Annotated in this window: 2 protein-coding genes; both read left to right on the plus strand. The window is 71.0% G+C overall.

What is annotated here, in order from left to right:
* Nucleotides 1–998, plus strand: a 998-nt coding sequence (locus WA805_RS20085; protein WP_425243095.1) for a tetratricopeptide repeat protein, incomplete at its 5' end; no start/stop codon positions are given.
* A gap of 103 nt (nucleotides 999–1,101) precedes the next feature.
* The coding region (gene serA, locus WA805_RS20090) for a phosphoglycerate dehydrogenase (protein WP_425243096.1) at nucleotides 1,102–2,295 on the plus strand (1,194 nt) is incomplete at its 3' end.

Raw genomic sequence — 2,295 nt, forward strand, 5'->3', positions numbered from 1 at the left:
ACCACTATGTGCGGACCGCGCGCGCCGCGAGCGAGCGACTGTACCCGGCGCGCGGGCACGTCGAGCTGCCGCCCTGGCCGCCGGACGTCACCCCGGAGAAGTTCGCCTCCTACGAGGCGGCGCTCGCCTGGTTCGACGCCGAACACCGCGTCCTGCAGGAGGCCATCGTCGCCATGGCCGCCGAGCCGGGCCTCGAGGCCTACTGCTGGACGCTGGCGTGGTACTGGTCACCGATCCTGAAGCGCCGCGGCCAGATACAGGACGTCGCCGCGCTGCAGCGCACGGCGCTGGCCTGCGCGCACCGCCTGGGCGACCCGGTCGCCCTCGCTCACGTGCACTACGACCTTGGCCACGTCAGCGGGCGGCTCGGCGACTGGGCCGAGAGTCTCGAGCACCTGACGCTGGCGCTCGAGCTGTTCACTGAGCTCGGGGACAGGGCCAGCATCGGACAGGTACGGCACGGGCTGGCGCTGCTGCTCGACCAGCAGCACCGGTACGCGGAGGCGCTCGAGCACGCCCTCGAGGCGCTGCGGCTGCGCCGCGCGTTCGCCGCCCCCGCGGTGGTCGCCTACTCAGAGAACGCGGTCGGCTGGATCTACGCGCACCTCGGCAGGCACGCCGAGGCGCTGCTGCACTGCGGACGGGCGCTGGAGCTGCACCGCGAGTCGGGCAGCCGCAGCGGCGCGGCGGACACCCTGGACAGCATGGGCTACGCCTACGACGGGCTCGCCAACTACGGACAGGCGATCGCGCACTACGAGCAGGCGGTGGACATCTACCGCGACATCGGCGACCCGGAGGGCCAGGCCTCGTCGCTGATCAGGCTCGGGGACACGCAGCTCACCGCCGGGCTGCCCGCGCGCGCCAGGCTCAGCTGGGAGCAGGCGCTGGCCGTGCTGACCAGGATCCCCGGCGTAGACACCAGCGACGTCCGCGGCCGGCTGGCCCAGCTCGACGCCGTGGACGGGACTGGCATCGGCGCGGTCCGGCCCGCCTGACGGGCCGCCCGGCGAGCCACCCGGCCGCACGCGACGGACACGATCCGTTCCGGACGATCCTGTACATTTGCGGGCGGTGGTCAATTCCGTCCGACGGGGAGAGGTGCTGACGCTGGACACGCTCAACCGCGCGCTGCTGCTGGAGAACATTCATCCGGACGCGACGGCGCGACTGACGAAGGCCGGCTACGAAGTGCGCACGATGCCACGCGCGCTCGGCGAGGAAGAGCTCATCGAGGCGCTCCAGGGCATCAGTCTCCTCGGCATCAGATCGCAGACGCACGTCACCGGGCGGGTCCTCGCGGCCGCCCCTGACCTGCTCGCCGTCGGCGCGTTCTGCATCGGGACGAACCAGGTCGACCTCGCCGCGGCGGCCAAGCGCGGCGTGCCGGTGTTCAACGCGCCGTTCTCCAACACCCGCAGCGTCGTCGAACTGGCGATCGCCGAGATCATCTCGATGGCCCGGCGGCTGCCGGAGAAGAACGCGAAGATGCACCAGGGCGTCTGGGACAAGTCCGCCAAGGGCGCGCACGAGGTGCGCGGCAGGAAGCTGGGCATCGTCGGCTACGGGAACATCGGCACCCAGCTGTCGGTGATCGCCGAGAGCCTCGGCATGACCGTGTACTTCTACGACATAGCCGACAAGCTCGCCATCGGCAACGCCCGCCGCTGCTCCTCGCTTGAGGAGCTGCTCGAGTCGGTCGAGACCGTGACGCTGCACGTGGACGGCCGCTCGGGCAACCACGGGTTCTTCGGCGAGGAAGAGTTCGCCAGGATGCGGCCGCGGTCGTTGTTCCTGAACCTGTCCCGCGGCTTCGTCGTCGACCACGCGGCGCTGCGCAGCCACATCGAGTCGGGGCACATCGCCGGCGCGGCGATCGACGTGTTCCCGCGCGAGCCCAAGGGCAACGGCGAGGAGTTCGTCTCCGAACTGCGCGGCCTCAGCAACGTCATCCTCACCCCGCACATCGGCGGCTCGACCGAAGAAGCGCAGCAGGACATCGGCGAGTTCGTCTCCGGCAAGCTGGTCGACTTCGCCGAGGGCGGCGCGACCTCGATGTCGGTCAACATGCCCGGGGTGGCGCTGCCGTCCGCGCCGGGCACGCACCGCCTGGTGCACCTGCACCAGAACGTCCCCGGCGTGCTCGCCACGATCAACCGGGTGCTCGCCGACCACGGGGTGAACGTCGAGGGCCAGCTGCTGCGCACCAGGGACGACCTGGGCTACGTGATCACGGACATCGTCCCCGCCTACAGCGACGAGGTGCTCGACCAGCTCCGCGCCATGGACGTCACC

This window comes from Trebonia sp., assembly GCF_049794275.1.
Lineage (GTDB): Bacteria > Actinomycetota > Actinomycetes > Streptosporangiales > Streptosporangiaceae > Trebonia.